Source organism: uncultured Tissierella sp. (assembly GCF_902479755.1).
Classification (GTDB): Bacteria; Bacillota; Clostridia; order Tissierellales; family Tissierellaceae; genus Tissierella; species Tissierella carlieri.
Genome location: NZ_CABSQO010000011.1, coordinates 1 through 26,318, shown reverse-complemented (window position 1 = coordinate 26,318; position 26,318 = coordinate 1). Strand labels below are relative to the sequence as shown.

At 30.2% G+C, this 26,318-nt stretch carries 24 protein-coding genes; 5 read left to right on the top strand and 19 right to left on the bottom strand.

Features of this window, described 5'->3' with window-relative positions:
• Positions 1–51: 51 nt before the first annotated feature.
• The 5 genes from RDK80_RS07745 to yycF all read right to left on the bottom strand — a co-directional run bounded on the left by RDK80_RS07745 (position 52) and on the right by yycF (position 5,640).
• On the bottom strand, positions 52–903 hold the full coding sequence (locus RDK80_RS07745; RefSeq protein ID WP_308523947.1) for a YcdB/YcdC domain-containing protein: 852 nt from the start codon (positions 901–903) through the stop codon (positions 52–54).
• A gap of 22 nt (positions 904–925) precedes the next feature.
• Entirely contained in the window at positions 926–2,386 is a 1,461-nt protein-coding gene (gene yycH, locus RDK80_RS07740; RefSeq protein ID WP_094903814.1) for a two-component system activity regulator YycH, read from the bottom strand.
• 30 nt (positions 2,387–2,416) lie between these two features.
• Complete coding sequence (locus RDK80_RS07735; RefSeq protein WP_308523946.1) at positions 2,417–3,043, bottom strand: hypothetical protein; 627 nt, start codon at positions 3,041–3,043, stop codon at positions 2,417–2,419.
• Between the two features lie 84 nt (positions 3,044–3,127).
• Complete coding sequence (locus tag RDK80_RS07730; RefSeq protein WP_308523945.1) at positions 3,128–4,939, bottom strand: ATP-binding protein; 1,812 nt, start codon at positions 4,937–4,939, stop codon at positions 3,128–3,130.
• A gap of 2 nt (positions 4,940–4,941) precedes the next feature.
• Positions 4,942–5,640 carry a response regulator YycF gene (gene yycF / locus RDK80_RS07725; protein ID WP_094903808.1) on the bottom strand — a complete coding sequence of 233 codons (699 nt, stop codon included), beginning with the start codon at positions 5,638–5,640 and terminating at the stop codon, positions 4,942–4,944.
• A 335-nt stretch (positions 5,641–5,975) separates the two neighbouring features.
• Between yycF and RDK80_RS07720 the strand changes: the two genes are divergently transcribed.
• Both RDK80_RS07720 and RDK80_RS07715 read left to right on the top strand, forming a co-directional pair.
• The gene (locus RDK80_RS07720; RefSeq protein ID WP_094903806.1) at positions 5,976–8,660 is read left to right on the top strand and encodes a calcium-translocating P-type ATPase, SERCA-type; all 2,685 of its coding nucleotides are present in this window, start codon (positions 5,976–5,978) and stop codon (positions 8,658–8,660) included.
• Between the two features lie 318 nt (positions 8,661–8,978).
• Positions 8,979–10,262 carry a S8 family peptidase gene (locus RDK80_RS07715; protein ID WP_308523944.1) on the top strand — a complete coding sequence of 428 codons (1,284 nt, stop codon included), beginning with the start codon at positions 8,979–8,981 and terminating at the stop codon, positions 10,260–10,262.
• Positions 10,263–10,289: 27 nt separating this feature from the next.
• On the opposite strand, the gene RDK80_RS07710 is transcribed toward RDK80_RS07715, so the two are convergent.
• Positions 10,290–11,741, bottom strand: a complete 1,452-nt coding sequence (locus tag RDK80_RS07710) for a M23 family metallopeptidase (RefSeq protein ID WP_094903802.1) — start codon at positions 11,739–11,741, stop codon at positions 10,290–10,292.
• Between the two features lie 344 nt (positions 11,742–12,085).
• Here RDK80_RS07710 and yyaC point away from each other — a divergent pair, with 344 nt between their 5' ends.
• Positions 12,086–12,679, top strand: a complete 594-nt coding sequence (gene yyaC, locus RDK80_RS07705) for a spore protease YyaC (protein WP_308523943.1) — start codon at positions 12,086–12,088, stop codon at positions 12,677–12,679.
• Between the two features lie 7 nt (positions 12,680–12,686).
• Here the strand turns inward: yyaC and RDK80_RS07700 are convergent, their stop codons facing one another.
• The 6 genes from RDK80_RS07700 to RDK80_RS07675 all read right to left on the bottom strand — a co-directional run bounded on the left by RDK80_RS07700 (position 12,687) and on the right by RDK80_RS07675 (position 19,225).
• Entirely contained in the window at positions 12,687–13,574 is an 888-nt protein-coding gene (locus tag RDK80_RS07700) for a diacylglycerol kinase family lipid kinase (RefSeq protein ID WP_308523942.1), read from the bottom strand.
• 17 nt (positions 13,575–13,591) lie between these two features.
• On the bottom strand, positions 13,592–14,110 hold the full coding sequence (locus RDK80_RS07695; protein ID WP_308523941.1) for a DUF4446 family protein: 519 nt from the start codon (positions 14,108–14,110) through the stop codon (positions 13,592–13,594).
• A gap of 14 nt (positions 14,111–14,124) precedes the next feature.
• On the bottom strand, positions 14,125–15,267 hold the full coding sequence (locus RDK80_RS07690) for an aminotransferase class V-fold PLP-dependent enzyme (RefSeq protein ID WP_094903794.1): 1,143 nt from the start codon (positions 15,265–15,267) through the stop codon (positions 14,125–14,127).
• 34 nt (positions 15,268–15,301) lie between these two features.
• Positions 15,302–17,026 (bottom strand): adenine deaminase, encoded by a 1,725-nt coding sequence (gene ade, locus RDK80_RS07685; protein ID WP_308523940.1) that lies wholly within the window; start codon positions 17,024–17,026, stop codon positions 15,302–15,304.
• Positions 17,027–17,133: 107 nt separating this feature from the next.
• Positions 17,134–17,772, bottom strand: coding sequence for a cyclodeaminase/cyclohydrolase family protein (locus RDK80_RS07680; RefSeq protein ID WP_094903790.1), 639 nt, complete (start codon positions 17,770–17,772; stop codon positions 17,134–17,136).
• Between the two features lie 106 nt (positions 17,773–17,878).
• Complete coding sequence (locus RDK80_RS07675) at positions 17,879–19,225, bottom strand: sodium:alanine symporter family protein (protein WP_308523939.1); 1,347 nt, start codon at positions 19,223–19,225, stop codon at positions 17,879–17,881.
• Between the two features lie 346 nt (positions 19,226–19,571).
• On the opposite strand from RDK80_RS07675, the gene RDK80_RS07670 reads away from it, so the two are divergent.
• Positions 19,572–19,901, top strand: coding sequence for a hypothetical protein (locus RDK80_RS07670; protein WP_094903786.1), 330 nt, complete (start codon positions 19,572–19,574; stop codon positions 19,899–19,901).
• Between the two features lie 241 nt (positions 19,902–20,142).
• On the opposite strand, the gene RDK80_RS07665 is transcribed toward RDK80_RS07670, so the two are convergent.
• The 7 genes from RDK80_RS07665 to RDK80_RS07635 all read right to left on the bottom strand — a co-directional run bounded on the left by RDK80_RS07665 (position 20,143) and on the right by RDK80_RS07635 (position 24,773).
• Complete coding sequence (locus RDK80_RS07665; RefSeq protein WP_308523938.1) at positions 20,143–21,039, bottom strand: PhzF family phenazine biosynthesis protein; 897 nt, start codon at positions 21,037–21,039, stop codon at positions 20,143–20,145.
• Between the two features lie 38 nt (positions 21,040–21,077).
• Positions 21,078–21,938: a ParB/RepB/Spo0J family partition protein gene (locus RDK80_RS07660; RefSeq protein WP_308523937.1), complete on the bottom strand. Its 861-nt coding sequence runs from the start codon at positions 21,936–21,938 to the stop codon at positions 21,078–21,080.
• A gap of 4 nt (positions 21,939–21,942) precedes the next feature.
• The gene (locus RDK80_RS07655) at positions 21,943–22,710 is read right to left on the bottom strand and encodes an AAA family ATPase (RefSeq protein ID WP_308523936.1); all 768 of its coding nucleotides are present in this window, start codon (positions 22,708–22,710) and stop codon (positions 21,943–21,945) included.
• A gap of 108 nt (positions 22,711–22,818) precedes the next feature.
• Positions 22,819–23,232 carry an NUDIX hydrolase gene (locus tag RDK80_RS07650; RefSeq protein ID WP_094904238.1) on the bottom strand — a complete coding sequence of 138 codons (414 nt, stop codon included), beginning with the start codon at positions 23,230–23,232 and terminating at the stop codon, positions 22,819–22,821.
• Positions 23,233–23,255: 23 nt separating this feature from the next.
• Entirely contained in the window at positions 23,256–23,705 is a 450-nt protein-coding gene (locus tag RDK80_RS07645) for a GNAT family N-acetyltransferase (RefSeq protein ID WP_308523935.1), read from the bottom strand.
• Positions 23,706–23,876: 171 nt separating this feature from the next.
• On the bottom strand, positions 23,877–24,293 hold the full coding sequence (locus RDK80_RS07640) for a GNAT family N-acetyltransferase (protein WP_201260068.1): 417 nt from the start codon (positions 24,291–24,293) through the stop codon (positions 23,877–23,879).
• A gap of 231 nt (positions 24,294–24,524) precedes the next feature.
• On the bottom strand, positions 24,525–24,773 hold the full coding sequence (locus RDK80_RS07635; RefSeq protein ID WP_308523934.1) for a hypothetical protein: 249 nt from the start codon (positions 24,771–24,773) through the stop codon (positions 24,525–24,527).
• Positions 24,774–24,972: 199 nt separating this feature from the next.
• Between RDK80_RS07635 and RDK80_RS07630 the strand changes: the two genes are divergently transcribed.
• Complete coding sequence (locus tag RDK80_RS07630; protein ID WP_308523933.1) at positions 24,973–25,563, top strand: DsbA family protein; 591 nt, start codon at positions 24,973–24,975, stop codon at positions 25,561–25,563.
• The last annotated feature ends 755 nt before the right edge of the window (positions 25,564–26,318 follow it).

Genomic DNA, 26,318 nt, shown 5'->3' with positions numbered 1-26,318 from the left:
ATAATCTATATACATTAAAAAAAGAAGAATTAGAAATTCTTCTTTTGATAGTTATCTATTGTAGTTATCTATTATTACCTTATATCCATCATCAAATAAAACTCTCCAAGCTGGATTAGCTTTTCCTTTTTTAGGATTTTTATATTCTTTCAAATAATCCTGTTCTATAGGGTCAAAGTAATAACATAAGGATATATCTTTTATAGTCTTTCCATATACTTCTTCCATACTTAGCAAGCTAAGAATAGCCTTTGGAGCTGTACTAATATATATGGGCGTCTCACCTTCATCTAAAGCCCTTAACCAAATCCGCTCTAGTTTTTTGACCCCTCTTTTATCTACTTCTACAATAGTATTTGCTCGTTCTACGTATCTACTATTATATATTTTTGAGAATTCTAGACGATAGCTATTATCTTGCTCTTTTGCATAATATAATAACATATCCGAAGTATCATAATTTTTATCCTGTAAAAATTCTAAAGCAATTGTCTTAGCTTGTTCTTCATTTAAATTTGTATATTTTTCTTCTTCATTATTATTTTCATAAGTTAATTTTTTCCTATTTTCAATTAATACATATTCATTATTATATATAATTCCTTTGCTGCCTTGATCTGTTGACTCGATTTTCCCTTCCCCATTGAAATAATTCTTATTTATTTCATATAGATCTAAGATTTCATATTCTACTATTAAAGTATTTAAACTAGGAATTTCCCTAGATATTTCCGTATCTATAAGAATATTTTTATTATTTAGAAGTTTAGTTACATCTTCAATAAATCCCTCTTTTGTCGCTGTTTCTACTTGTCTTCCACTTAAAAATAGAACAACACCCAATAATATATTGGTTATTAAGAATGCAACTATTAAGATGGTTTTTGCCTTTGACCAGTCCATTTAATTCACCATCCGATACTCCTTAATTTTTTTCATATACTAAAGATCCATTATAGATATCAAAGGCATAAAGTCCTTTATTGGTTTTTATAACCCATACACCAATCAGCTCATCTTCTATATCCTTTAGACATGGATCAAAATATGATAAAGTAATGTCTTGTATAAAGGATGAGGATAAAACTTTTTCTTTTATATCTAGATCTTCTTGATTTTCTAAACTGATATTATTTTCTTCTAAGTATTTTTGGACTATAAAATCTATATTCCTATCTATTACATCAAAAGAAGATAACATCTTGCCCCCCGATGGAATATTATCTACTGGTTTATTTATATCTTTATCTACCGATTTATTCATATCTTTTCTAATAAAATGTTTATAAGATCTTACATGGTCATTGAAGACTTCTATCTGAACAAAATCTACCATTTCATTCCCAAGAATTATAGGTATTCCTCTAACTCTATATCTAAATGTTAAATTATACCCAAAGCTATCATCTATTTTAATTTCCTCTACCTTAGCTAAATACATTCCCTTTTGTACTCCTGCACTTTTAGATATGAATTCAGCCGCAGTGATTAAGCTTTGATATAGATTCCTCTTCTTTACAGCTTGCTCTAAAGGATGAAAATACTCTAAAGTACCATTTACATTTAACTTTAGAACTCTTTGATTATATCGATAGATCGTCGAACCGTTATTCTCACCTATTTCGCCAATATAATCAATACCTATATTTAAAAATTTTTCTGCCAACTTCTCCTTTTCTTTTTCATCCAAATTTCTTATCTCATTTTCTACATATACTGTAGGCAATGGATTTTTCATATCATTATTAGTTACATAAATATCATTATCAAGTCTATAATAATCCCTCATGGAATGATAGAAATTATAATTTCCCGATTCTTCTATCATAGAAACTTGTTGCGTAAGACTAGCTACATCAATAGATTCATCATATATAGCTATATGTTTTTCTCCATCAGAAAATACAAAAAAAGAATCACCCTCACCTAGATAAACATAGATATTGTTTATATTAGGTATAGTATCTACAATAAGATTAGGCTCCTTAACATCTAAGGCTTTAGCCAATATATAAGTATTTATTTTATTAGGAAAATAAAAACTTATAGACCTTTTCCCATTATATGTTAGAAACTCATCGTTTGGTAATTCTACAACTTTAACATCTTTTAACCTTAAGATACCATTTAAGATTTTTCTGGAGTTTGTCCATAACCCATGTTTAGAATCATCATAGAAAATGGTGTGATTTTTATCACTAAAATTTACCAAGTATTTATTAGGAATTATCATATCTGATAATAAATATGATGTCTTATATGTTTCATTTCTTCTACTAAATACACCTAGCATTTCATTAGGTAATTCTATCCATAGCCTTTTGGTAAATAACAAACTAATACCTACTAATGATATCAATAGAAAAGTCTTAATCCTTTCTCTCATTTTAACCATCTCCAATATCATAGGTAAGCATTATTTTAATTTCTGTATTATATCTGTAATTTTTACTTCTTTTGTACTATTTCCGGAATCTGGAGTCTTTAAATATACTATTATTTCAACAGTTGGTACCTCTTCTACACCAAAATCAATAACTATTTTATTAATTCCTGCTACTAATTCAAGTTGCTTATCAAAAAATCCTAGATTGCCTGACTTTACAGTTTCAGAAAGTATTTCTATATAGTCATCTTCAGTAGGTAATGTAAGTAAATCAAAGTTTTTTCTTGTAGTACCATATACCTGAATTACAATAGAAGTCCCTGAAGGAGCTTTCCCATTTATAAAAGCAACCTTATCCTCTGTAGAATAAGCATTTTTTTCAGGATTAATTACTTGATATTTAGATATATCAACTTTTGGCTCAGTTTTGCCTGTTTGGTCTGTTTTGGTTGTTTGGTCTGTTTTAGTTGTCTGTTCTGTTTTAGTTGTTTGATCTGTTTTAGTTGTTTGTTCCGTTTTGGTTGTTTGATCTGTTTTAGTTGTCTGCTCTGTTTTGGTTGCATTCGTTGTATTTGTTAATGCTGCTGAATGAACTGTTGAACTAATAGCAAACAAACTAGCACCAATAAATAAACTAGCCAATATCTTCTTCCACATTTTATATCCTCCTTTACTATTTACTTTAATTAGTATTATATAGTAAATATATTACAAAATTGTTACAACATAATTAAGATTGAATTACACTTTTTCATATGGTATTTTTATTTCAACGGTAGTACCCTCTCCAAAACAGCTATCTAAGAGTATTTCACCATTATGAGCCTCTATTATTTGTTTTGCAATGGAGAGCCCAAGCCCAGTACCTCCTGATTCTCTGCTTCTACCTTTTTCTACTCTATAAAATCTTTCAAATATCCTTTGTCGATCCTCTTCTGGGATACCTATACCATTATCTTTTACCTTTATACTTATAGCATCATCCAAGCATCTTGAAGAAATTTGAATTTCTCCTCCATTTTCCGTATATTTTATGGCATTAGAAATTATATTTAGTATAACCTGTTCTATACCATCCTTATCTATTACAATATTTGGTAAATTCTCTTCAACATCCACTATTATTTTATGATTTTTTTCCTTAAAAGCAAATTCTAATTTTAATAATATTTCCTTTAAAAGTTTTTTTGCAGAAACTTCTTGTTTTTTCCAAGTAGTCTTTTTATAATCTAAATTTGAAAGCTGCAACAGGTCCTTTACAAGTCTTGCCATCCTATCACATTCATTATCTATTACAGCTAAAAATCTCTGTTCCATTTCCTCATCTATTCCATTATCCATCAATGTTTCTGTATAACTCTTGATTGTTGTAATAGGTGTCTTTAATTCATGAGATACATTTGCCACAAATTCCTTCCTCATATTATCTAGTTTATGCTCATTTGTCATATCTTGAAACACTATTATAAGTCCACCGATATTATTTTTCTCATTTTTAAAGGGAGCATACTTAACCTTATAGACATGTGAATCAATCTCTAGGTTTCTGTCTCCTTCTAGAGTAGCTTCATCATCATAATTAATATCATCAAGATTTATTAGTTTTAACGGTATTGCTTCTCTAAAAATAGAATAAGGTTCTAAGCTTTTTTCTTGAGTTAATTCTAATATTTCTATAGCAATAGGATTTGCATGTATTATATTTCCACTAAGATCTACTGCTATAACACCTTCTGCCATATAGTTAAATATTGTATCTAGCTTAGATCTCTCTACGTCCATTTCTCGTATTGTATCTTTTAATTTTAATGTCAGATGATTAAACATACTGGCCAGCTGCCCAATTTCATCATCAGATTTTACCTCAACAAACTGTTCGAAGTTTCCCATAGCCATTTCTTCTGCCTTATTAGTCACATCCCTAATAGGCTCAGTAATACTTGAGGCAATTAAATAGCCTAAAAACACTGTAATTAACAAAGCTATCATAGTAGCATTTGTTAATATCTTCTTAGATTCATTTACTGTTACATATACATTTTCAAGATCTGAAACCATATAAATTATGCCTTTGACCTTTCCTACATCTGTCAAAACAGGGTAAGCAATATGATTTGCTACAGTATTTTCATTTGGATCTTCTATCTCCTTACTCGACTTTTCTCCATTATAGGCTTCTAATATTAATTCTGAATCCATATATTTATCATTTGTAAAAGCACTTTCTCCAATAATTCTCTTATTTTTCTTTGATGATGAAGCTATAACAGTAGCAATATCATCATTTTTTATTACATATAAAGTTTCATTGCTACCTAATCCCCACGCGCTTAAAGTTTCTTGTATATCTTCTTGGACAATCATCCAGTCATCCTCAGCTAATTCAGAGATTGACTCTATTATGGTTTGTATATTCTGCTCCATAGAACTAGTAATATTTGCTATTTGTTGACTTTCTAATCTTCCAATAATAAATATACCTACTATTACCATGGCAATAAACACTAGTAAAAAATAAACTACAATAAACCTCCACTTTATACTAGCAAACATAGTTACGCCCTCCTGAAGTAATAGCCTACACCTCTTTTAGTTAAAATATATTTAAAGTCTCCACTATTATCTTCTATTTTTTCTCTTAGCCTTCTAACAGTAACATCCACTGTTCTAATATCTCCATAATACTCATATCCCCATACTTCTTCCAGCAATTGTTCTCTGGAAAACACTTGGTTAGAACTAGAAGCTAAGAATTTAAGTAATTCATATTCTCTAAGTGTAAGCTCTACAATATTTCCATTTTTTTTAACTTCATATTTATTTAAATCTATTATTAAATCCTCTGAAGTGATCATAACACTCGTATCATTTGAGCTAGAAACATTAGAAAAATCAACCCTTCTTAGGTTGGCTTTTACTCTTGCAATTAACTCTCTCATACTAAAGGGCTTTGTAATATAGTCATCTGCCCCAAGTTCCAAGCCTAATACCTTGTCCACCTCTTCCTCTTTAGCAGTAAGCATTATAACTGGAAATTTATGATACATTCTAATCTCCCTTAGAACTTGAAATCCATCTTTTTTAGGCATCATAACATCTAAAATAACCAAATCTGGAATAACTCTACTAACAGCTTGCACACCTTCTTCGCCATCATAAGCTGTCTCTACACTATAACCTTCTTTTTCTAGGTTGAATTTTATTATATCTGCAATTGCCTTCTCGTCATCAATCACCAATATTTTATTATCCATATTGAATCACTCCAATTAACTATTTACATAATTATTCTTCTCTATTAGATTATCTAATAAAGAATATTCATTGTCAAATAAATATTGTGATTTGGATATTATTCACAATATTTATCTTGAACTTAAACCTATTTTACTGTATAATTATACTATTCGAAGGGGAGTAGCTTAAAAATTGTTAGTCGTCAATACGGATTTTCCCGGCTAACTACCTAGTAATCTTCAGGAAGCAAGACCTTTGGTTAAATTTCAGGATTTAACCAAGGGTCTTTTTTGTTTTATTTTATTTATAAGTGGTATACTAATTAATAAGATTTAGAAGGAAGGGGATATCTTTGAAAGAATGGTACAGAGAAAGTAAAGAAGAGTTGTTGTTGGACTTGGATACCAATATTAATTCTGGATTGACTAAAGATGAAGTGGATCTTAGACTGGAAAAGTATGGTCCTAATGATTTGAAGGAAGAGGATAAAAAAAGTTTTCTCTCTAAGGTTATAGCTCAGTTTTCAGATTTTCTTATTTTAATTTTAATAGGGGCTGCAGTCGTTTCATTTGCTGTTGGTGAATCAAAGGATGCTATAGTTATACTAGCCATAGTTATTGTCAATGCATTCTTAGGCATCTATCAGGAAGGCAGAGCTGAAAAAGCTTTAGATGCGCTTAAGAAAATGTCTTCACCTAATGCTAAAGTTATTAGAAACGGTAATTTAGTAATAGTTCCTGCTAATACTTTGGTGCCAGGAGATGTTGTATCCTTAGATGCAGGAGATATTATACCTGCAGACTTAAGACTTGTGGAAAGTTCCAATTTAAAAATTGAGGAAGCCTCCCTAACTGGTGAATCAGTACCAGTAGAAAAAGATAGTAATATAACTTTTGAAGATGAAGTATCTTTAGGTGATAGAAAAAATATGGCCTATATGAGCACTGCAATTACCTATGGTAGAGGAAAAGGTATTGTTGTAGGCACAGGTCATGATACAGAAATTGGAAAAATAGCTACTATGATTCAATCCTTTGAAGATGAAGTGACTCCTCTACAAAAACAATTAAATCAATTAGGGAAAGTACTAGGTCTTACTACAATATTTATTTGTATCGCTGTCTTCGGTATGGGACTTCTTCAGGGCAGAGAGGTTTTAGAAATGTTTATGGTTGCAATAAGTTTAGCAGTAGCAGCTATACCTGAGGGTCTGCCTGCAATTGTAACTATCGTATTAGCTATTGGTATGAATAGAATGGTTAAACGACATGCTATTGTAAAAAAACTTTTAGCAGTTGAAACCTTGGGTTCTACTACAATCATTTGTTCTGATAAAACTGGTACATTAACTCAAAATGAAATGACGGTAGTTAAAGTATTTACAGATGGAAAAATAATAGATGTAACTGGTGGAGGTTATGAGCCAACTGGAGATTTTAAGTTAGAAGGAGAAAATATAAAAGTAGAAGATATAGGTGATTTGCAAACACTCCTCTCCATATCTGCATTAGCTAATGATGCTGACTTAGAAAAAACATCTGATGGATATAAAGTTATTGGAGATCCTACAGAGGGTGCTCTAGTCACCTTGGCTGGTAAAGGTAATATTAATAAACATACAATTAATAATGAGTTTCCTCGAATAGAAGAAATACCTTTTGATTCAGATAGAAAAATGATGACCACATTTCATAAAGATTATATACCTAATAAAATTGTTTCCTTTACTAAAGGAGCTCCAGATATAATTATTAATAGATGTAATCGTATTAGTATAAATGGCAAGGTTATGGATCTTGATGATAATATGAAAGAAGAAGTATTAAAAGTAAATAGCTATTTTTCAAAAGATGCTTTAAGGGTTTTAGCCTTTGCCTATAAAGAATATAATGAATTACCAAAAGACATCTCCCCTGATTTAAATGAAGTAGATATGACCCTTATAGGATTGGTAGGTATGATAGACCCTGCAAGGCCAGAGGCTAAAGATGCTATAGCTAAATGTAAGGAAGCAGGTATACAGACTGTTATGATTACAGGAGATTATAAGGAAACTGCTTTCGCCATAGCAAAAGAACTTGGAATGGCAGAATCCATAGATGAAGCTATGATGGGAGAAGAATTGAATAAGATTTCCGATGAAGAACTAAGAGAAGTAGTAAAAGATGTAAAAGTCTATGCTAGAGTTTCACCAGAACATAAGGTAAGAATAGTAAGTGCACTAAAAGCTAATGGTGAGATAACTGCTATGACCGGCGACGGAGTAAATGATGCACTGGCTCTAAAGAGAGCTGATATTGGTGTATCAATGGGTATTACTGGTACAGATGTAGCTAAAAATACTGCAGAATTAATTTTAACTGATGATAATTTTGCATCTATTGTATCTGCTGTAGAAGAAGGTAGAATAATATATAGTAATATTAAGAAATTTGTTTTCTTCTTACTATCCTGCAATATAGGAGAGATATTTTTAGTCTTTACTAGTATACTGTTAAATTTACCAGTGCCTTTATTACCAATCCAGCTACTGTGGTTAAATTTAGTTACTGATAGTTTCCCTGCACTAGCTTTAGGAGTTGAAAAAGGCGATCCTGATATTATGAAGGTTTCTCCTAGAAACCCTAATGAACCTATTCTTACTAGAAATATGTTAGTAGGAATATTGCTACAGAGTTTAGCGGTTGGAGGAGCAGCTTTGCTTGCTTATAGATGGGGGCTTTCTACCTATGCAGATAATATAGATAAAGCAAGAACTATAACTTTTACAGCTTTAATAACAGCAGAATTATTAAGGGCTTACTCTAGTAGGTCTCAGAGATATACTTTATTTAAAATAGGATTTTTTACAAATAAAACCTTAGTATATGGAACTCTATTCTCATTTATTTTATTACTTGGAGTCCTATATATACCATTTATGCAACCAATATTTAATACCTTCTCTCTTGGTGTAAGGGACTGGGCTGCAATTTTAGAATATGCCTTTATTCCTTTAATCGTAGGTGAAGTTAGTAAATTATTTATTAAAAAATAGAAAAATCCCTATGAGATGATACCTCCTAAGTGACAATGTAATTAATTAAAATTACTTGCTCCACTTAAGGAGGTTTTTTCATTGGAAGTTGTATGAATTCTAGTAAAGAAACTAAAATAGAGCATGTGAAAAGTATCGACGTGGTGAGAATAACTTTATAATATATAAAAAATTTCTATTTAATCTTAGTTTAATCTTTGTCTAAATAAATTTTATAGAAGACTTCCATAATGTATTAATTTAAAATTAAAGTCTTCTATTCTTTTTGACACATTTTATTTTTTTGCAGCATAGAATAGACCAAGGAAGGTGGTAATAGTGAAAAAAATAATTAATACTAAACTTTGCCCTATTCTAAGTGCAAAAATAATGTCTCAATCCATGGAAGATGTGCCTGTAATCGTACAATTTAATAATAGTGGATCAAATCTAAAAAAGAATATCAATAATTTATCTAATAGAATCAAGACTAACTTACCTCTAATAGATGGATTTGCTGGGCTTATGTCTACTGAAACCATATATCGGATTGTAAATAGTCCAGAGGTAGATTACATCAGTTTTGACTCAAAGGTATACACGCTATTAGATATTGCAACTCCTACTATGGATGCATACTTTCCTCATGACAAAGGCTATGAAGGTAAAGGCATTACAGTAGCTGTAATCGATACAGGTGTAGCTCCTCATTATGATTTAACTAGACCTACTAATAGAATCGTTGGGTTTAAAGATATGATAAGTGGTAAAGAAATTCCATATGATGATAATGGTCATGGTACTCATGTAGCTGGAATTATTGCAGGAAATGGATTGTCCTCTAATGGGAAATATATGGGAGTAGCTCCTAAAGCCAATATATTGGGAATCAAAGCTTTAGATCAATATGGTGGAGGAAGCACTTCTGATATAATTGCAGCTATATCATATGTAGTAGAAACTAAGGACAAATATAATACAAAAATAATAAATATCTCTTTAGGTACTCCTGCGAATAACTCATGTGACAAAGATCCTTTATGTAAAGCTGTTGATATGGCTGTAAAAGCAGGATTAATAGTAATTGCTGCTGCAGGTAATAGTGGTCCTAAAGAAGGTACTATATTATCTCCAGGTATTAGTAGGAATGTTATAACTGTTGGAGCTGTTGATGATAAAAGAACTATAGATCCATCTGATGATACCATTGCTCCATTCTCTAGTCGCGGTCCAACTATAGAAGGTCTAATGAAACCTGATATAGTAGCTCCTGGAGTAAATATAAAATCTTTATCTAATACTAAATTAGATAGTTATGCTTCTCTAAGCGGTACATCTATGGCTACACCTTTAGTTTCAGGCTCCGTGGCACTTTTATTAAATAAGCATGGAAATCTTTCACCACAAGAAATAAGGGATAGGATTACAGCATCTTGTATAGATTTAAAAGAATCAAAAGAAAATCAAGGAGCGGGTATGTTGAACCTTAAAATGTTATTTGGAGATACAATAAATAAGATAGAAAATAATCAACAAGTAAATTCAATATTTGGTGAAAGTGAAATCTTTGAGAGTATATTAATATTATTAGTAATCGTTTTTCTATTAGACTCTAGATTCTAAAACAAATAGAGGAAGCGAAGGCTTCCTCTATTTTAAATAGTTACTTGGATTATAATTTTTTCCATTTTTTAAGACTTCAAAATGAAGATGTGATCCTGTGGATCTACCAGTATTTCCCACATTAGCTATATGTTGACCCTTATATACTTTATCTCCTACTTTTACCAGTATCTTACTACAATGAGCATATCTAGTCTTAAAACCATTTCCATGATCAATTTCAACTAAGTTACCAAAAGCACCTCTATATCCTGCATATACTACTTTACCTCCATCAGCAGCATTTATAGCTGTTCCCGTTTTTGCTGCAATATCAAGACCTCTATGCATCCTTCCATTTCTCATACCATATCTAGAAGAAATAGTTCCCCTAGTAGGCATTGAAAATGCGCCTGTTGCAACTGTTTTAGGAGGTTCTTTAGTACCTTTAATTATAACTTCTGTAGTAGGATTTTGAAGTATCTCTTCTTTCACAATCTCTTTCTCTACTAGAATACCATTATGCTTTACTTCATTTGCTACGACTTTTCTTTCACCATTAGCACCAGTTACCTTGGTTTTCTTCTCAGTTTTATACATCTTATCATTATATTCAAATTCTGTTTCATACTTTATTTTTTCAGTATACTCTACTTCTGCCACTGTAGCTACTGTAAGAACAGGTTTTGGTACAACTAATTTTACCTCATCACCTATTTGTATCTTCTCTGGATTCTTATCTGGATTAGCAGATATTAAGTCATCAACAGATAAGTTATATATCTTTGCTATAGTCCAAAAACTTTCTCCTACTTCAACTGTATGAGTTTTTATCTCCTCTGAACTTGTCAATAAATAATTGTATAAATCTTCTACATTGCCGATTTTGTACAATGGCATCTCTTTTTTAGCTATTTCTACATTTTCAACTATCTTTATTTCTTTTATATTAGTATCTTCTTTGTTACTCTCTTCATAAGGCTGCTTTATTCTATTAATTATATCTTCAATTTCTTCTTTAGTCTTTAATGCCCCTACTTCCATATCATTGACTTTAAGTACATATCCATATACTAAAAAACTAATCTTTGACTTAATTTCTTTTTTCAATTCATCACTAGATGTTATTAGATCGTCTTTAGCTTTTACTTCCTGAAATTTAACATCCTTATCTAAAACTATATCTATATTATATGTACCTGCTAATTCTTTTTCTAGATTATCCATTATAGATAAAACTTCTTCTTGTTGCCTAATAGTACCTACTTTATCCTCACCAAGATAAACATCGAATGCTTTCAATCTAATTTGACTAGCTTTATATCCTGTAATACTTAAAGCTATTATAGATATAATCATTAATCCAGTTAGAACCATTTTCATATGTATGCTTTTAAAATTTATATTTTTAATTTGAATTTTCTTACCGCAATCAATAATTTTATTTATTTTTTTTCTTATATACTCTAAACTCATTCTTATATGATTGGGATTTTCCATATTGTACCCTCCTAGTCCAAGACTATCTAAATCACATTTGTAATCTGTTTGTAATCATTCTGTAACAATTATATCACAGATTATTTTTTTTTCAACTCTCTAGCATGTCTAATTAGTCTTATTATATTCTATTTGCCATAGTTTATACATCTACTAATATTCTAGTCATTTCAACGTATTTCTATATCATTTATTATGTTATAAAAATCATATTAAAAATATTAAAATTTCTTAATATTTTTTTATTCTTATCAGTAAAAGTATTTATATTTATTTTAAGGTAATACTTCTAATATCCTTTTATCTTTAATACAAATAAATAATAAGAGAAATAGGAGGGTATAATGAACATATTTATAAAAAATAACTACATAGACTCATCTTCGCCTTTTGCTTTATCTAGATTTTCAAATCTAGTTTTCAAGTATTTGTCCGAAGAACATGAAAGAAACAGAGACTTAGTCATACTTTGTATTGGAACGGATAGATCTACAGGAGATGCTCTAGGTCCCCTAGTGGGGCATAAACTATCCCCAATAATAAAAAACTTTAAAGATGTGAGTCTAATAGGTACTTTAGAATATCCTATTCATGCTCAAAATCTGGAGGAAAGTCTTGATAAGATAAATGAAAACCATAGAAACCCTTTTATAATTGCTGTAGATTCTTCTCTCGGTAAGCAAGATCGTATAGGCTATTTATCGATTAAAAACTCTCCTTTAAGACCAGGAGCTGGTGTCAATAAAGTATTGCCTGCCGTAGGAGATATAGCAATTACTGGAATTGTAAATATTGGTGGAATGATGGAATTTATGGTATTACAAAATACTCGATTATCTTTAGTAATGAATATGGCTGATATTATATCAAAAAGTATTTATTTATCACTTTCTAGATTATATAGTGATAAGGATGAAAGTTATATATTAGAAAAGTAGCCTTCGGCTACTTTTCTTCACATAATACATTTAATTTTTTATCTTCCATAGAAAACACGATCTCTTTCATATCTGGAGCTATTTCTCCGTCTATATTTATATATATTTTATCTCTTGTCTCTACCTTAATAGTTTTTCCCTTATACATTTTAACATACTTCTTATATTTAATATGATTCCCTTTAAAAATAGTAGGAAATAAAAATAGTAGCTTTAATTTATTAATATTCGAAACTATACATATATCTAAGTATTCATCATCAACTTTTGCCATAGGTAAAATTTTCATTCCACCACCATAATATTTCCCATTGCCAACTGCCAACAATATTATCTTTTCTTCCATAACATTATCGTCTATAGTTATTTTCACTTTCTTTTTTTTGAAACTTAATAATGTATATATAACGCTGACAGCATAAGATATTCCACTCTTTATTACCGTCTTTATACTTTGATTATTTATTACAACTTCTGCATCAAACCCAACGCTAGCTATATTTAAAAAATTAGAATCATTAACACACCCGATATCTATATCTTTTTTTAGTCCCCTACATAAAGTTTCTAATGCCTTAACGGGCTCTGTTGATATACCTAAACTTTTTGCCATATCGTTTCCTGTACCTCCGGGGACAATACCTAGGGTACCTTTACCTGTGTTAATTAATCCCCTAGCCACTTCATTTACAGTTCCATCTCCACCTACTGCAACTGTTATTTCATAATTCTCTACACTGTCTTCTGCAATATTGATAGCCTCTTTAGGTCTTGTAGTTAACTTTATTTCATAATCTTTTTTATGCTTATTCATTATCTCCTTAATTAATGGAATCAGTCCCTTAGCCTTTCCTCCACCAGCAACAGGATTTATAATAAAAAGAATTTTACTCATCTGCAATTATCCCCCTATTAAAGAGTCTTTTCATTATATTCACCCATTACTGCTCTATCTATGGCTTGCATTTCCTCTACAGATAATGGATATATAGATTTGCCAAACTTAATTGGTTTTGCATAGCTAGTAGTATGTTCTCTGCCATAAATACTGGTGAGAACAAAGCCATTTTGGAACTTGTCCAATAATGCAATAGAAAAACTTAAATCTGACCCCATATCACCAAAGGCATTATACCTTACAAAGCCAACCTTTTGAATAGCAAAGGCTAGCTTTGTTTCAATATTTTTCATGTTTTCTTCTATATTATTCATATCTACACGAATATCTTTCAATTCTTCACCAGTTTTTATTAGAAGTTCTTCTACATTTACACCCTTTACACCTCTAGTAAACTCATTATATTTCTTTTTTATCTTTGATATTCTTATCTCAGCTATTAGATATAATACTAATAATACAAGTAATGCTGCAATAAGTCCTATCATAATCTCTATATTGTACGATGCCACAAAATCTCTTAGCTGAACCATATAACTTCTCCTCTCTATACTTCCTTGGCTATTTCCCTTAACGCTTTAATAGCAAATTCTATTTCTTCATGGGTATTTTCATATCCAAAGCTAAATCTAACTACTCCTTGCTCAAAAGTTCCTATAGTCTTATGTGCTAAAGGAGCACAATGCAGTCCTGGTCTTACTGCAATATCATATTCTTCATCTAAAATATAACTTACTTCAGATGAGTCTGCATCTCCTATGTTTAAAGCAACGACTGGTGCATGATAACCAGGTTCTAGACATCCGTAAAGCTTAATTCCATCTATTTTTGATGCTTCTTCAATAAAATGCTTTGTAAGACTTTCCTCTTTGTTTCTAATGTTTTCTATACCTTCTTCAAATATATATTTAATACCAGCACCAAGTCCTATTATACCAGGAGCATTTGGTGTACCAGATTCAAATTTATCTGGAACTACATCAGGTTGATCCAATGAATGGGAAATACTACCTGTACCGCCTTGAAAAATTTCAGCTAATTCTATACCATCTCTAATATAAAGCCCACCAGTACCTTGGGGTCCTAATAATCCTTTATGACCTGGGAAGGCAAGAAGGTCTATATTCATCTTTTCAACATCAATATCATAAACTCCAGCTGATTGGGCACCATCTACTAGATAAATTATTCCATGTTTTTTTGCAATCTTTCCAATAGTTTCAATATCCATTATATTTCCTGTCAAATTTGAGATATGAGTAGTTACAATCATTTTAGTTTCTGGTCTTATGCTCTCTTCAATATGTTTTGGATTGATTCTCCCCTTAGAATCTCCCTGTACTATGGTATTTGTAATCCCTAATTTTCCTAAAAAGGTGATAGGTCTTAAAACAGAATTATGTTCCATAGAGGTAGTGATCACATGATCACCTGGTTTTAAGGCTCCTTTTATAGCCATATTTAAACTTTCTGTACAATTAAATGTAAATATTACATCCATAGGATTTTTTATATTAAAGAGTTTACTAATTTGAGTCCTAGTATCAAATATTCCCCTACTTGCTTTTAATGCTTTTTTATGGCCTGACCTTCCTGGATTAGCGCCATAGTCTATCATAACTTCCATTATAGTATCATAGACTATCTTTGGCTTTGGATAAGATGTTGCTGCATTATCGAAATATACCATAAAATCACTCCCATTTTCTAATCATCATTTTATATTAATCCTCATTATAAGCTTCAATAAAATCAAATTTTTCCACATCAAATAACCCCATATCTGTAAGCTTTAATTTGGGTATTACTGGTAGAGCCATAAATGCTAAGGTCATGAAAGGATCTATATTTTTATTTACCTTCAATTCCTCATAGGATATCTTCATCATTTCTTTTAAAGTAGAATTTGTTTCCTCGATAGGTTTAGATGTCATTATACCACCAATCTCTAGAGGCAAGCTTTTTAATACTTTTCCTTCAGATACAAGTGTAAGTCCTCCACCAATCCTTTTTATTTCTTCAATAGCTATTAAAATATCTTCATCATTATCTCCTATGATTATTATATTATGTGAATCATGACCTACTGTTGAACCTATAGCACCATTTTTTAAATTAAAATTTTCAATAAGTCCTACTCCTATATTACCTGTAGCTAAATGCCTTTCAATTACTACAAGTTTCAATATATCATCATTAGAAAAATCAAAATATCCATCTACTATATTTACTTTTTTTACTACTCTGTCGGTAACTAAACTATCTTCTATTACACCTATTATATTGGCCTTATTTGTTTTCATAGGAATTTGGATATCTTCTATCATTATATCTTTTATCTTTACAGATTCAGTCATATTTTCTGGCAAATATATTGCAGAATCGAACAAAGCCCTATTGTTCTCAGCTACTAATTTTCCACTTTTAAATACCTTTAATATATTTAAATCATCTAAATTATCTATTACTACTAAATCTGCCGTATATCCTGGTGCTATGGCTCCCTTATCTTTTAGTCCATAACATTCCGATGGATTTAATGTAGCCATTCTAACAGCATCTACTGGATTAATGCCGGACTTTATTGCCAGCTTAATATTAAAATCTATACTACCTTCATTAATTAAATCATCAGGATGCTTATCATCAGTACAAAGCAAAAATCGTCTCAAGTTATCTTTATTTACTCCATGGACTATGTTTCTTAAGTCTCTTGCTGCCGAGCCTTCTCTAAGAAGGACATACATACCAAGCCTAATGCGATCTATTACTTCCTCTATAGTAGAGCATTCATGCTCTGTTTTTATTCCTGCAGCCACATATGCATTTAAATCTTTGTTACTGATCATAGGTCCATGACCGTCTATTATCATATCATTAAACAAAACTAATTTATCTAATACATTATCATCTGCAGATATAACTCCAGGATAATTCATCATTTCACCTAATCCAATTACATTATCTTCATCTATTAAATCTCTTAGCTCTTTAGCTTCTAATATAGCACCTGCATTTTCAAAATTTGTAGAAGGTACACAACTAGGTAACATTACTTGAACATCTAATGGAACATTTTTACTATCCTCAATTATATATTTTATCCCTTCTATACCTTTAACATTTGCTATTTCATGCGGGTCAGCTATAATTGTAGTTACTCCTCTAGGCACTATTACTTTAGCAAATTGAGAAGGAGATGACATAGATGATTCTATATGAACATGACTATCTATAAATCCAGGAGACAAATACTTACCTTCTAAATCTATTTCATTCTCACCTTTATATTCTCCTATTCCTACTATCCTTCCATTATCAATAGCTACATCACCTTTAATTATTTCACCGCTGAAAACATTTATTATATTTGCATTTTTAAGTACCAGTTCCGAATTTTTAGCACCCTTAGCCTTAATTATGATATCCTTAAGTTGTTCCTTAAACATTCTGTTCCCCCCTAAGCTTTTAATAATGAAGACTTTTCTACTTATACTACTATTATACTACATTATTTTTATTATTACATAAAGAAAAAGAGAAGGTTTTCCTTCTCTTATCCTAATCTTTTGTATACTATATCCAATAATTTTTCTTTTAATTTCTTTCCTTCATTTAGAAGATTATTCACCTTAGCTGAAATCTCTTTCTTGAATTCTTCATCTTTAATGCTGCCTAGGTTAATAGTTACATTAAACAGGGCTCCTTCTAATCCTGAATAAGCTAATAATGTACCTACCCCAACATCTGTAATAGCATTTACATTTCCGTAATTAGCAAAAACTTCTTGTAGCTCTAATATTCTCAAGCATTTTTCAGCACATCTTAGAGGAACCTCTAAAGCTATCTTATATCCTTCTTGTATTGCTTTTGTTCTTGCTGCTTTTTCCTCATCAGTTTCTTTTGGAAGTTTGAAAGCTTCCATTACCTTATCAAAGGCTTTTGTATCCTCGTCTACAATACTACTCAATTCTTCAACAAGTTTTTCAACTTCTTTTGAATTTTGAGCTATTTCTGACTTAATCTCATCTGAAAGCTCTTCATACGCTTTTTTACCAACTGTCAAATTGTTAACCATATTAGTAAGTGCTCCTCCGAGGCTACCTACCAAAGCTGCAACGCTTCCACCTCCTGGTGTAGGCTCTCCACTAGCTGTAGCAGCTATGTATTCCTTTAGGCTTTTGTCTATAAACATTTACATGCACCTCCTAGTTGTATTTTACTATAAATGTTGAAAAAAGGGAACATCAATTGTTCCCTTTTCATAATCTTTATTTATTATATAATTATCTTATTTATTCTTATCTTTGTTGCTTTATAAATGTAGTATCATAATCCTTTAATATAGCAGATGCTTGTGGTGCTAATATTAAAAGACCTATTAAGTTAGGAATAACCATCAGACCATTAAACGTATCTGCCAAATCCCATACTAAATCAACTTTCATAAATGAACCTAGAATGATAAAGCCAAGTACTAAAATTCTATAAACATTTACAGCCTTAGGCCCAAATAAGTATTTGATATTTGCTTCTCCAAAGAAATACCATCCTATTATAGTAGTAAATGCAAAGAAGAATAAACTAATAGCTATAAATACTAATCCAAAACTACCAAGGCCTAGTTGAAATGCCTTTTGAGTCATTTCTATACCTGTAAGGCCTAGAGTATTAGCTCCTGTAACTAAGTTGATTAATGCTGTAACTGTACATATAACTAATGTATCTATTATAACTCCAACCATGGCAACCATACCTTGTTGTGCTGGATGATCTACCTTTGCAACTGCATGGGCATGTGGTGTTGAACCCATACCAGCCTCATTGGAGAATAATCCTCTTGCAATACCAAATCTAACAGCCTGCTTCATTGTAACCCCTAAAGCTCCACCTACTGCTGCCTGAGTAGTGAATGCACCTGTAAATATACTTTTAAATGCTGGCCCTATTGCAGAAGGATTTTTAAATATTATTACAAAACTACCTATGATATAAAGTAGAGCCATAAATGGTACTACTAACTCTGCAAAGCTAGCAATTCTACTCATACCACCTATTAGTATAAGAGCTACAAATATTGCAGTTGCAACTCCTATAATAACCTTATTAAATCCAAATGCTGCATTAACAGCAGTTGCTATTGAGTTTGATTGAACCATATTACCAACAAATCCTAATGCTATTATTATAGTAACAGCAAAAAATCCTGCCAAAAATTTACTTTTTACACCTTTTGATAGATAATAAGCTGGACCTCCTGTAACTTCATCGCCAGATCTATCTGCATATTTTTGCGCAAGTACGGCCTCTCCAAAATTAGTAGCCATACCTAGTATTGCAGATACCCACATCCAGAAAATAGCTCCTGGACCGCCTGCCGCTATAGCTGTTGCTACACCTGCTAGGTTACCTGTACCTACCTGTGCCGCTACTGCAGTAGCCAAAGCTTGGAAAGATGTCATTCCATCTGCATCAGCTTTTTTGTCCTTTTTAAATATTCCTCCAAAAGCCTGCTTAAATCCTGCTCCAACTTTACTGATTTGTGGGACTCCTAGTCTAAAAGTATAATAAATTCCTATAAACAACAAAGCATAAATTAAAAACTTTTCCCACAAAAATTCGTTTATTAAGGTAACAAACTCTTGCATTAAAACCTTCCTCCTCTTCTAGTATAATAAATTTTTATGACACAGTTCTTAATATATCATTTCTCTATAGTTTTGTAAACTATATTTTGTTAATTTTTCTTCAAACATTGTACCTTATTCTAATTCCTCTGTTTTATATTGCCTATTTTATATATAAATAATCCACTTTTTTGAATAAAAAAACAACCATTTTTTGGTTGATTCAAATTGTCAACATTTCTATATACCAATAGTTTTTTATTTAGAATTTAATTTTCCCTTAAAATATGCTACAATTAACATTATTGGGATAATATACATAACTAATAGCTATCCATAAAATTTATATAATTAGCGAGGGATTTAAATGAATAATGATATATCTAGTTATTTAGATAAGTTTGACAATCAAACAGTTCAAAGATTCTATTCAATACATGAACTTATCTTTGGCAGTACATCTAAAAAAATAGATGAAAAATTGTGGGCTAAGCTGCCTTCATATTATGTTGAAGATAGATTTATTCGCATTATACCATTTAAAGATCATATCAATATTGAAGCAAATGCTGTACCTTTTTATAAAGAAGAACTTTCTGAATATAAAATAACTCCTAAAGGTATGTTGCAAATTTTTCATAATCAACCAATTCCTATTAAATTACTAGAAGAGATATTTAAAAAAACCCTGGAATAACCAATTACTTGGATAAAACGTATAGATATTATTTATTTCCCTGTATTATTTTAAAAAATATAATCCCTGACGAATGAGTTGTCTAAATATGAAATTATGTTTTTTATCTTATGCTCGGTTTAACAGGTTTTGGAGTTTTAAGATATGAATTTTTATAAAATCAAATGGCTTTTCAATTTTAATGTAATCAAAAAGCCATAAGCCAATAATCTAAATCAACATTTATAGGCTGATTTTTATATCATATGGAGATCACTCCATTTATGACTATTTTAGCATTTCCTCCAATTTTAACCACTGACTTCTCATTCTTTTCTATAATTTCACAGTAAATAGTACTAGGTCTATTCATAGATTGACCTTGATAAGATATTATATTATTATCTTCAATTAAATTGTTTTTCTTTAAAAAATAAATTAAAGCACCATTTGATGTTCCTGTAGCAGCTTCCTCATCAATCCCTACTAAAGGAGCAAAATTTCTCGTATATACAACGCTTGAATTTATTTCTGGTAAATGAAATGCATGTACACCAGTTACACCTAAATCTTGAGAAATCTTTGCTAAAGTTTTCATATCAATATCTAATTTATCTAATACTTCCTTTTTCTTTATAGGTAATATAATATCTGGGAGACCCGTAGAGATTATTTCTGGATATATTATATCATCTGATACCCCAACTTCATTTATATTAATCCCCATAGATTCAATTAAAGGAGATATATCACTAATTGAACCAATTTTCTTAGGAGTAGCTTGTTCCATAAATATTTTATCTACTTTACCATTTTTGAATATTATATCAACAGACAGTTTACCTGCTTTTGTATCTTGATAAACCGTTTTTACACCATCAGCAATGGACGTAATATATCCCATTTTTGCTAAAGTATAAAATGTTGCAATTGTAGCATGTCCACATAAATCTACTTCACAAACGGTCGTGAAAAATCTTACTGTAAATAAATCATCCTCCCTTGAAGTGACAAATGCAGTCTCAGATAAGTTCATTTCCTTGGCAATATTTTGCATTATATCCTCGGTTAGATACTTAGCATCTAAAACTACTCCAGCTGGATTTCCTCCAAAAGCCTTATCAGAAAAAGCATCTACTTGATATATATTTAATTCCATATATTTCTCCTTTCAATCTTTCTAAATAAAATATATGCTTACTTAGTTAAAACTTCTATGATTCTCTCCAAATCTTCATATCCATAATATTCTATTTCAATTTTTCCTTTTTTATTTCCTTGTATCAAATTAACCTTTGTGCCTAATGTTCTCATTAAATTTTCTTCTAAATCCATTATATGAGGATCTCTATTTTCTTTACTATTGGTACTTTTAGTTGCTATAGTTTTTTTGTTAGTCATTTCCTCTGTCTGTCTGACATTTAAATTATTATCTATTATTTTTTTTGCAGCCAATAATTGTTGTTGTTTATCTTTAATACCTAATAGAACTTTACCGTGACCAGATGTTAACTCTCCTTTAGCTATATAGTCTATAATTTCATCTTCTAAATTTAAAAGTCTAACTGTATTTGCTATATATGATCTAGATTTTCCTACCTCATTTGCTAATTCTTCTTGAGTCAGATTATAATCTTTCATTAATTTCTTATATGCTAAAGCTTCTTCTATAGGATTTAGATCTTCTCTTTGAATATTTTCAATCAAAGCAAATTTTGCTGACATCTCTGTATTTACATCTTTTATAATACAAGGAACTTCCTCTAGTCCAGACGCCTTACAGGCTCTTAGACGTCTCTCCCCTGCTATTATTTCATATTTATTTTTTACCTTCCTAACTATAATTGGTTGTATTAGTCCATGTATTTTTATGGAATTAGTTAAATCTGATAGTGCATCTTCGTGGAATTCTTGTCTCGGTTGGTTCTCGTTAGGTATAATCAATTTTATATCTATGTTTTCAACGAACTCATTTGACGGTTTGCCTTCATCAACTGTTATTTCTTCAGAAATTAAAGCAGATAATCCTTTACCCAACCCTCTTTTTTTTACACTCATATTATCACTCCTCAACTAATTCTAAAAACTCTTCAGCTAACTCCATATATGCCTCTGCACCCTTTGATTTAGAATCATAATCCATAATTGATAATCCATAGCTTGGTGCTTCAGCTAATCTTACATTTCTAGGAATAAGACTTACGTAAACCTTTCCTTTAAAAAAACTTTTTACTTCATCTACTACTTGTATGGATAAGTTTGTCCTACCATCAAACATGCTAAGAACAACTCCTTCAATTTCTAGGTTAGGATTCAATCCTTTCTTTACAAGTTTTATTGTTTCAAATAATTGGCTTACACCTTCTAATGCATAGTACTCACACTGAATAGGTATGATTACACTGTCAGAAGCAACTAATCCTATTACAGAAAGTATTCCTAAGGATGGAGGACAATCTATGAAAATATAGTCGTATTTATCTTTAACATTTTCTAATTTGCTTATTAGTATCTTTTCCCAATTTCCTTCTCTAGCTAATTCTATTTCTAAGCCTGCTAATTCATTATTTGATCCAATTATGCTTACACCCTCTGCTGAAGTTTCTCTAATAGCATCCTTCAAATCCACTTTATTTACCAATACATCATAGATAATAGGATATCCATCATTTTTCTCCACTCCTAGTCCGGAGGTTGAATTACCTTGAGGATCAATATCAATCAAAAGAACTTTCTTTCCTAACCTTCCTAATCCTGCACTTAAATTTATGGTGGTTGTAGTCTTTCCAACACCACCTTTTTGATTGAATATGGATATAATTTTGCCCAAAAAACCACCACCCTGTGTTTCATCTTATTACTTATATGATATCAGATTATGTTAATATTTGAAAGAAATCTTTAATGTTCCACGTGGAACATTAAAGGAATAGCAAAACTAATTTTCATAGAAATATGTAGCAGATTTATGAATTAGTTCTTCAATACCAAATTTATAGTACGGCATTAACTCATCTGCTTTCCAAATATCTACCCAAACTATTTCAGAAATTTCTTGAGGATTTTCAATTGAAATATTTCCTCCAATAATTTCCCCTCTAAATGTGATAAAAACGACATGTTCATCTTCCTCTTCAAAAAAACATTCGTTTACAGCAGCTACATCTTTGATCTTTACTAAAAGACCTGTTTCCTCACGTACCTCCCTAATAACAGCCTGTTCTAAAGTCTCATCTTTTTCTACTGCACCTCCAGGCATAGACCAACTATCACTATCACAATTATATACCATAAGTATCTGTTTACTTTCTTCATTGTATATTAGGCAATACACAACATTTACTTTTTTCAATTATATCACTCCTCAGAATAAAACTAGTCAAACTTATTGAAGAAATATGTTACGTCATTATCCTTTCCATCACTTGTTTTTTCACCACCAGATTTTTCATACAATGCACAGGCACCAGTATTGTTTTTTTGTGTAAATAAAAAAAATCTACAAATACCCATCAGCTTACATAAATTCTTTATATCGGTAAGCATCTGAAATCCAATGCCTTGCCTCTGATACTCCGGGAGCACGCCTACTTCATGAATGTATAGCATATTTCCTTTGCTATCAAGTCGATTAAGCTCATATCCATATGCAAATCCAATTATTTTTCCTTCTTGAACACACGCAAAAATCCAATTGTTTGGATTTAAAAGAAATTGTCTTGCATTTTCCCCATCAATAAATCCATTTCTAAAATCCTTTTCCATTTGTAATACAATATCTAAATCAGAGAGACCTAACTTTCTAAATTCCCGTTTTGTTATCATATTAGCACCTCATTGCATAAATAATTTTCTAATTAAAATTTAATATCATAGTAAATATAAAAGATCTTCTATTAAAAAGTTAAATCCTTTTTTTGAAATCCATTAAGGTCAAATCCTTTTTAAAAATAAAAAACAAATGAGGACTTTATTATAGATTATAGAAGTATCTATTTATTCTATTTCTTTACCTGATTGACATTTATAATTTCTAATCATCATTCCTTGAGCTTTAAACATTCCTTGTTTTTTATAAAATGATTGTAAGTCTTCATCGCATAGTAAATCTATCATATAAAAATCATTTAGTTCCTCTAACATCCTTTTAACTAATTCAGTTCCTATACCTTGATTCTTATATTGAGGCAACACCTCTAGAAGAGGAATATATGCAGATAAAACTCCATCACTAATAGCATTTATAAAACCAATTATCATATTATTTTCATCTATAGCAACTATAGATTTATAACTACCTTCTAAAATTTCTCTATGTTTTTCTACACTAGGTGGATTTGGCCATCCATCAAAGAAGCCTTGTCCTATTTCTAAGTATTTTAAATTTGAAGAGTATGTTTTATACTGAATCAATTTTCTCACTCCTTTATAAATATTAATTTCCTTTAAGATAATAACAAATAGCTTATTAATGTTCCACATGGAACATTAATTATTATATCTCCCTTCTTCTAAAAATGAACCATACATCATAAAACTTCACTCCTCCAAATATCCAATAAAGATACCTTTTAGAAGTAAAATAACATTTTCCTGCTATTAATCTAGGTTTTGATCTTTCGATAGGTCTTAAGCTCATTTAGCTCACCTATCTCCCCTATTATACTTTTTAATTTTCTGCTCCTTAATTATATAACTTATAAAAACAGCTCCTATTGAAACAATTGATTTAATCTTCCAAAGATGAAAGAAGTTTCTTATTAAATAGTCTATTGGTCTAAACATCAGAAATTTAATAGGCGAAACATAGTCTATCTTTACACCTGGAAAGAATCCGAACAATATATATATTATAATAAAAGCTATAAAAAAATTGCTTTTATTATCCTTCATTTTCTTCACCTCATTTTATGCTAAGCTAATCTATCTTAATCATATCATAAATAAATTTAGTTTAGTGATTATTAAGTAATTTGTAATGATAATGTAATTTGATAATAAGGATTATTGTATTGATTTTAAATTGTTAGTTATATTACTTCTTGGGTATATCTAATTTAAGTATAAATAAATATAAATAAGGAGTGATCCAATGACTAATATAAAGGTATTTTCGGACTTTGCTTGCCCCTTCTGCTATATAGGATTTTCAATAGCTAATAAGCTGATACAAGAAACCCCTGACATAAATATTGAATGGTTACCCTATGAATTAGATCCCGACTTGTCCTTAGAGGGAGTTTATTTAACTAATCATATTCCTCAAGAGCAAATAGATATGAGCTACAGAAGAATTGAAAGACTTGGTTCAGAATATGGATTAATATATAATAGTAAAATTAAAAAATTTAACACCCATAGATTGCATAAGGCAGCTCTTTATGCACATGAAGAAGGCAAGTATTACGAGTTTGCTAAAGAAGCTTTTAAAACAATTTTTGAATATGGTAAAAATGTTGGAGAACCTATAATAATTAATGAAATAGGATTAGTAGCTGGACTAAATATAGTAGAAATGAATAATTGTATTGACAATGGCAGCTTTGATGAAAAGATGAAAGAAGCTAAATATTTAGCATCTGTATACGAAATAGATAGTGTACCTACCTTTATAGTAAATGATAAGAAGAAAGTAGCACTATTAAAAGATTATGAAAAATTTAAGAAAGATTTATTAGAGTAAATCTTTTAAATCAATAAATGTTCCACGTGGAACATTTATTGATTTATTTTTTTAATTTTTGATTTTTTATGTTTTCTAGACTTATTATTCAATAATATTTTATATGATTAATTGCTAACGACAGTTCTATTGAGATAAATTAACATATCCCTTTAAATATATCTGTGTAAATAATTCTTCCATTTAACTCTTTTTAGTAAAATATACTTTCTTTTTAGTAAAATAAATTTTGCTGAAAATCTTATTTCAAAACCATTTTCATCATAGTATTCGCATCTATTACGTAAAAAATATAACTTTTAAAATACTAAAGATAATGCCCAATTGTTATAGCATCATATAACTTTAATTGATACATAATATCCATTTGGTTATATCCCTTGGTCTTACTAATAGTTCTAAAAATTCATACTCTACTCGATGACAACCTAAAAAATACATTACTACCAAATAATCGATACTTTTTTTACATAATTTTATTTGTAAATGTTTTCATAATAATATGATAACTAAATATAATTAGCTCTTCAACAACAATATTTAAGAACCTTTTACTATATAATTTCAATAATCCATTGAAAAGCACTATAGGCTCAAATTTAAGTTATACTTGTTAATCATACCTATTATATGGACATCCTCTGAAAAGTTTCTTAAATCTCAAAATACAGCCTCGTTTTTAATAGCCCATCTGGTAAATTTTAGACATTGGTTAAAACAAAATCGGAAATAATTTAAAAATATTAATATATGAT